Source organism: Alkalihalobacillus pseudalcaliphilus (assembly GCF_028610675.1).
Lineage (GTDB): Bacteria > Bacillota > Bacilli > Bacillales > Bacillaceae_D > Alkalihalobacillus > Alkalihalobacillus pseudalcaliphilus.
Map to the genome: position 1 here is coordinate 102,437 of NZ_JAQQWS010000005.1, position 6,371 is coordinate 108,807.

8 protein-coding genes and 1 tRNA gene are annotated in these 6,371 nt (G+C 36.4%); 7 read left to right on the top strand and 2 right to left on the bottom strand.

Translation table 11 applies throughout. The annotated features are described in order from the left end of the window. From PQ479_RS12330 to PQ479_RS12350, 5 genes are all read left to right on the top strand, one after another. Window positions 1-669: metal ABC transporter solute-binding protein, Zn/Mn family (locus PQ479_RS12330; protein ID WP_273717014.1), on the top strand; the 669-nt coding region annotated here is incomplete at its 5' end. Window positions 670-880: 211 nt separating this feature from the next. After that, the gene (locus PQ479_RS12335; protein ID WP_047987675.1) at window positions 881-1,306 is read left to right on the top strand and encodes a BrxA/BrxB family bacilliredoxin; all 426 of its coding nucleotides are present in this window, start codon (window positions 881-883) and stop codon (window positions 1,304-1,306) included. Window positions 1,307-1,480: 174 nt separating this feature from the next. Further along, complete coding sequence (locus tag PQ479_RS12340; protein ID WP_047987676.1) at window positions 1,481-1,834, top strand: hypothetical protein; 354 nt, start codon at window positions 1,481-1,483, stop codon at window positions 1,832-1,834. Between the two features lie 372 nt (window positions 1,835-2,206). After that, window positions 2,207-2,278 (top strand) — tRNA-Arg (locus PQ479_RS12345). 194 nt (window positions 2,279-2,472) lie between these two features. Then, entirely contained in the window at window positions 2,473-3,411 is a 939-nt protein-coding gene (locus PQ479_RS12350) for a hypothetical protein (protein ID WP_273717015.1), read from the top strand. Window positions 3,412-3,492: 81 nt separating this feature from the next. Here the strand turns inward: PQ479_RS12350 and PQ479_RS12355 are convergent, their stop codons facing one another. Together PQ479_RS12355 and PQ479_RS12360 are read right to left on the bottom strand one after the other, a co-directional pair. Beyond that, window positions 3,493-4,536 (bottom strand): lactonase family protein, encoded by a 1,044-nt coding sequence (locus PQ479_RS12355; RefSeq protein ID WP_047987678.1) that lies wholly within the window; start codon window positions 4,534-4,536, stop codon window positions 3,493-3,495. Between the two features lie 146 nt (window positions 4,537-4,682). After that, window positions 4,683-5,150: a GNAT family N-acetyltransferase gene (locus PQ479_RS12360; RefSeq protein ID WP_047987679.1), complete on the bottom strand. Its 468-nt coding sequence runs from the start codon at window positions 5,148-5,150 to the stop codon at window positions 4,683-4,685. A gap of 144 nt (window positions 5,151-5,294) precedes the next feature. Here PQ479_RS12360 and PQ479_RS12365 point away from each other — a divergent pair, with 144 nt between their 5' ends. Next, window positions 5,295-5,789 (top strand): GNAT family N-acetyltransferase, encoded by a 495-nt coding sequence (locus tag PQ479_RS12365; protein ID WP_047987680.1) that lies wholly within the window; start codon window positions 5,295-5,297, stop codon window positions 5,787-5,789. A 32-nt stretch (window positions 5,790-5,821) separates the two neighbouring features. Further along, window positions 5,822-5,986 carry a hypothetical protein gene (locus tag PQ479_RS12370; protein ID WP_273717016.1) on the top strand — a complete coding sequence of 55 codons (165 nt, stop codon included), beginning with the start codon at window positions 5,822-5,824 and terminating at the stop codon, window positions 5,984-5,986. Window positions 5,987-6,371: the final 385 nt, after the last annotated feature.

Consider the following 6,371-nt stretch of genomic DNA (forward strand, 5'->3'; position numbering starts at 1 on the left):
GGGCATGAAGAAGACGAACATGAGCATCACGAGCATGAGGGGCATGAAGAAGACGAACATGAGCATCACGAGCATGAGGGGCATGAAGAAGACGAACATGAGCATCACGAGCATGAAGAGGGTGGACATGAACACCATCACCATGGTGATGAAGATCCTCATGTTTGGTTGGATCCATTATTATCAATTGAACTGGCAGAAAACATCAAAAATGCTTTTGTTGATGTAAAACCTGAGCAAGCAGATCTATTTGAAAGTAATTTCGAACAGTTAAAAGAAGAATTGAATACCTTACATCAAGAGTTCGAAAAGATGGCTAAAGAAGCTGAGAAAAATACATTTATTGTCTCGCATGCTGGTTATGGCTATTGGGAACAACGTTATGGACTCCATCAAGTTGGTATTACTGGTTTAACAGGAACTAATGAGCCTTCACATAAACAAATACAAGACATTATTCAATTAGTTGAAGAAAATGATATTAACTATATTATGTTTGAACAAAACATTCCATCTAAAATATCAGAAGTAGTTCAAGTGGAAACGAACACGGATGCTTTAACTTTGCACAACTTAGAAGTATTGACACAAGAAGATATTAATAATAAAGAAGACTATTTCTCATTAATGCAACAAAATATTCAAGTCTTAGAACAAGCCTTGAATTAAATGACCACTAATCAATCACAGTATAGTTTTTTGGAGGGGAAGGCCTAAGCGCAGCATGATTTTCGGTAGCGGCAAGTAGAACTCCGCACATAATCATTAGCATCACTTTCATACAAAAATAGTATGGGTATAAGTAAATTAGTTGGTTTTATCTGAATTTCCATGTACAATGTCAATAAAGTTATTAAGCGTTTTATGAGGAGGAGTTATCTTGGAATTTAATTTCTTTATGAATGATGTGGTACAAGTGGCAAGACAAGAAATGGTAACAGCTGGTTACCAAGAGTTAAAGACCGCAGAAGAAGTAGAGGGTATTTTAAAAGAATCAGGTACAACACTTGTAATGGTTAATTCAGTTTGTGGCTGTGCTGGTGGTATTGCACGTCCGGCAGCAGCATATATGAGGAATTACGAAATCCAACCAGATCGATATGTAACTGTGTTTGCAGGGCAGGATAAGGAAGCAACAGCTAAGGCTCGTGAATACTTTAAAGGTTATGCACCTTCTTCTCCTTCATTTGCATTATTAAAAGATGGTGAAATTCAAATGATGGTTGAAAGACATGAAATTGAAGGACATGAACCAATTCAAGTAGTACAAAAGCTAGAACAAGCATTAGATGAAGTTGTGAATTAAACATAATAAAAATCACATGTCATAGTTTATGTCTATGACATGTGTTTTTTTATGAGCGGCCATCGGGCTACGAAGATAATGGTAACCTTTTTTCATGTGCTTTAGTGGCAGTGATTTTACTTATAGTAGATAAATGATATAATAAGCTGAGATTATTAAAGGAGTGTCCAATGAATGCAAACATTATATGAACAAATTCAAGTATATCTGAATATGGATGAGGAGATTTCATATAAAGAATTTAATGACTTTTATAAAAAAGTAGTAGACGAATTAGGGAAATCCCATGAATCATTTGATGAAGAGAATGTATGGAAAGCACTTTATATCGTTGAAAATATTATGTCAAATGCCAACGGTCGAGCAAATGATAAAAAAGGAAGCGAAGCCAAGAAGTATGCAAAAATGGCACAGCGCTTAGAGTTGTGGGCAAAAAACCTTTCAGCAAGATTAGCGAAAGCAGGCTATACGGAAGATGATGTCAACGAACGCTTTAATCAAATGCTTGAAGAAGGACCACAACAATAATTTTGTGTGATTTTGATTTTCTTCTTTGCTTGGTGACTCTTCATTGACTTTGTTTTTGTTGTTATTTTTTTATGAATGCAATTTGTACTTGAGAATGAGCAAACACCCAGCGGACGGAAATATGCGAAGACTCCCGCGGGACGTAGTGGCGGGCTGAGATCAACTGACTGTGCCAGTTAGTTCAGCGCCACCCCGCAGGACGCGGAGCATAATTTTAAGTAGCGATGAGCAATGCTCCATGTTCGCACTAACTTTCAAATAAAGGAAATCCCGTAAAGGTCATCTCTTCCTTTTGTATATTTTTACTCTTGTATGAATACCTTGACATTATTTTCATTTTATATTAAATTAAATATTGTCGTTTTAATTCGTGCGCCTATGGTGAAAGGGATATCATTCAAGATTCCGGTTCTTGCGTTGTAGGTTCGAGTCCTACTAGGCGCGTTAAAAGTCGATATAAAAAAGTCTAGTAAACTACTAGGCTTTTTTTGTTGCTAAGGATTTAGGCGTAGGTATGGTTGTCAAAAGATGATCGAAATAGTCATGAGTCATACGGACTTAGTTTTTAATAATTAATATTTTTAGGTTGTCAGTCCGTAGATACAACTTTTATAATAGGAGTAAGGGGGTATTTGAAAGTGAAGAAAATATACATAATGTTTACGGTTGTAGCTTTGTTTCTAGTTGCTTGCTCATCAGATGTATACCAAGAACATAAGGATGAAGCTCTAGAAGCAATTAAAGAAGAAAGATATGAAGATGCTAAAGAAGCATTAGAGGCGGCATATGATGAAAATGGTGAGGAAGAAGACCTTGTCATTATTAATGACGTTGAGAGTATGATTTGGTTTTTACACGCTTTAGATGAAGGTAAATTAGTCGATGCTAGAACTTATGTGACAGCAATACAAGAAAGTCAATCAGAATCTGAAGAAACAAGTCTATTGAAAGAGCAAGCATCATCGAAAATGGAGGAACTAGAGAAGTTAGAACAAACATATCTTGAATTGGAAGAGTTGCTTGCAGAAGTTTCTGGGCTGTATGAAGAAGAAAACTACGAAGAGGCTATGGAAAAAATTGAAGCGTATGAGATTCCAGAAGAGCCACATGGTAGCTTAGCAGACTTGCTTGTGCAATTAGAAGAGTGGAAAGGTCGCATAGAAGAGGCGATCGAAATTCGTGAAAATGAAGCTGCTGAAGAAGCAGCCGAGGAAGAAGTAGAGGAAGAAGTAGAGGTTGAAGAGCCAGCAGAGGAAGCGGAAGGAAATACAGATAATACAAATTCAGGAAATTCTAGTCAAGATACAGCAGGTGGAGGAGCTAACTCAGATTCGGATACATCAGATGGTTCTTTTAATAAAGAAGAGGCGGCAGAGCTTGTAGCAGAATTTGCAGGTGTAGGCGATAATTCAAGCTACCAAGTGCAGTTTGACCATGAAAACGATGCTCGTCAATGGGTATTCCAAGTGTTTGAAATTGTCATTACAGATGCTAATACAAATGAAGGTCACCAAACGACATGGGGTTGGTATAGTGTTGACCCGAATACGAAAAATGTTGTTGACTTAATGGACTAAAAGATGAAAAGAAACATGCCCTAGTTGGTCTTAAGGCATGTTTCTTTTTTGATCGATACTCGTCTCACCCAATTAAACGACTTAGCGATAATGTAAGAATTTAATACACACAGGGTTTGGAATCGATATTTCTTTTTCGGTTTTTGTTAATCGTCCCGTATTATCGTCCTTTATATACATCACAATGTTACTCGAATCTTTGTTGGCTACAAACATGTATTTACCACTCGGGTCAAAAATGAAATCGCGAGGATGCTCACCACCACTTGTTACGGAAGAACGAAAAGTAATCATACCTGTTGATTCATCAATTTCATAAACATAGACGCTATCATGTCCACGGTTTGAGACATAAATAAATTTGCCATCATTAGAAAGGTGAAGAGCACCACTAGTGTTATCGCCTAAGAAATCTTCTGGTAATGTTCCTACCGTTTGAATTTCTTTTAACTCCCCATGTTTATACTCAAAAACAATGATTTCAGAACTTAATTCGGCATTCACATACGCGTACTTACCGTTGGGATGGAAGGCGATATGTCTTGGCCCACTCCCTGGCTTTACAAAGATCTCCTGGAATGGAATCAATCCTTGCCCGTCTAAACGATAAATGGCTACCTTATCTGTGCCAAGGTCACAAACGACAACAAATTTTCCATCTGGTGTTAATCCAGCGTAATGGGCATGGGCTTTTTCCTGTCTTTCTTGATTAGGTCCAGATCCTGTATGTGTAACTGTACTTGATGGATTTTCTAAGTGTCCGTAATTAGAAATCGGATAAACATCGGCTTGTCCTCGGTGGTAATTAGCTGAAAAAAGAGTGCTTGAATCGTTATCCAAACTGACGTGACATGGACTTGGACCATCAGAAATAACGCTATTAATGAATTCGAGTTCTTCATTGTCTGTAATTTGATAAGCGGCTATACCGCCTCCTTCATCACTTTTTGCAACAGCATATAGGTATTGATTATCTTGGCTAATGGTTAAATAAGTTGGTCCCTCTAATTCTGCTACGAGTTCGGGTGTATCAATCACTCCACTTGTAGGGTCAAAAGAAAAACGATAAATTCCTTTACTGTCTCCATTAGTATAAGTGCCAACATAGGCGGTTAATTGACTCATCTAATCATCCTTTTCGTTAAATACTTTTAATACTTAGTCACTTGAGTAGCTAATTCTATCATTCATTTATGAAATTATGAACAAAGGTAGTTACATTTTATCATATCCTCTTGGGTGGAATGGACAGACATTCTTTTCAATGATACTTAAGTTTTCCCTGCTAGGTCTTTTGTTAAACGAAGCATATCGACGGCTTGAATGCCGTTTTCATAGATGGGTTGTTTATAATGCTTTAAAAAGAAATTAGTGTCGATACTTGTTATTCTAAAGCCGACTTTCTGATAAAGAGCCAGTTGTGAAAGACTAGAATTAGCTGTTCCAATCTCAACAGTTCGATAGTCTTGCTGTTTCGCTATCTGAATAGCATGGATAAGAAGTTGTTTACCGTAGCCTTTTCCCTGAATACTTTTATCAACAGCGAGATTAACGATTTCAATCGTATGGGGTCGGGTTGGCAATAAAACATAAACGCCCATCACTTTTTCTTTTTGATTATATCCAATATAACATGTACCTCTTTGCAGATAATTTTGAACGATTTCTTCAGAAGGATCAGCTAATAATAATAAAGGATATGGAGGAGACTCTTCATGTTTGAGAAGTCTAATTTGCATGGTATCACCTCATTTTTATTCATGCTCATTTTATCAAATTTTCATTAGATTTAAAGTAATTCATCTTAAATTAATCATTTTTATAGGTTTATTGTTTCTGAAAATTAGGTTAATTATAATGAGAAAGAATAGGAGGAATTTGGAATGGAATTAAGAACCGGTCATTTACGTTTAAGACCTATAAGATTAAATCAAGACATTGTATTTGCTGAAAAGTGGTATCAGGATGCTGAAATTTTAAAGTTCTCTGAAGGGAGCGGAACGAAACCGTATTCGATAGAAACCGTAGAAAGGATGTATAAATACTTACTAACAATAGGTGAGGTTTATATGATTGAAGTCTATGAAGAAGAAAATAATAGTTGGATTCCAATTGGAGATGTCACTCTTGCTGATGAAATGATCCCTATTATCATAGGGGAAAAGCAATTTCAAGGTAAGGGTTATGGTAAAATGGTTATTCAACTTTTACAAGAATATGCACGTCATAAAGGCTGGAAGAAACTTAAAGTGAGCAAAGTCTATAGTTATAATATTAGCTCGAAAAAATTATTTGAAAGTTGTGGGTTTAAAGAGAAATCTCAGTTTAAAGACGATCATGGAAGAGATTGTGTGGATTTCGAGAGGCATATAACCTGATTTATTAAAATCTTTTTGAGAAGGTGTCGATAATGGGTATTGTTTTATTGCTGCTACCAATTGTCTCTATTGCACTTATTTTATTTGCTTGCTTTACTCGTACGAAATCTACGAAACATTGGCTTTTGAGTTTTGGTTTAGTTGGTATTTTTGTGACATCTTTTTTATTATTCATTTTACCAAACTTAACGAATTGATTTTGATTTGGAGGGAAGGGTGAGAACGGTTGATGAACATTCGTGACGGACTTTTAGAATTTAATCAGGTTCTAACTAATTTAGGTGGAAAAGCAACAAACTATGAAGCTTGGCATCTGACCTCAGATCTTTGAGTAACTATACGAAAACGTCTGAACGTGTCAGATACTCGAATGGGCATGATGTCACAATGAGCTCTTGAGCTTAATGATTAATCGTAATCTGTAACACTGGAAGTGAACTTGACGAGATTCCGTGCATCACCCATTGAACTTTCTTATAAAACCCGCATAGTGGAGCCAAAACCACTCCACCACTAACAAAAATGAAAGTCATCTTTCATCATTTTAACAATTCTTTAAGGTTTGTGAAGAGCCGGAGGTCA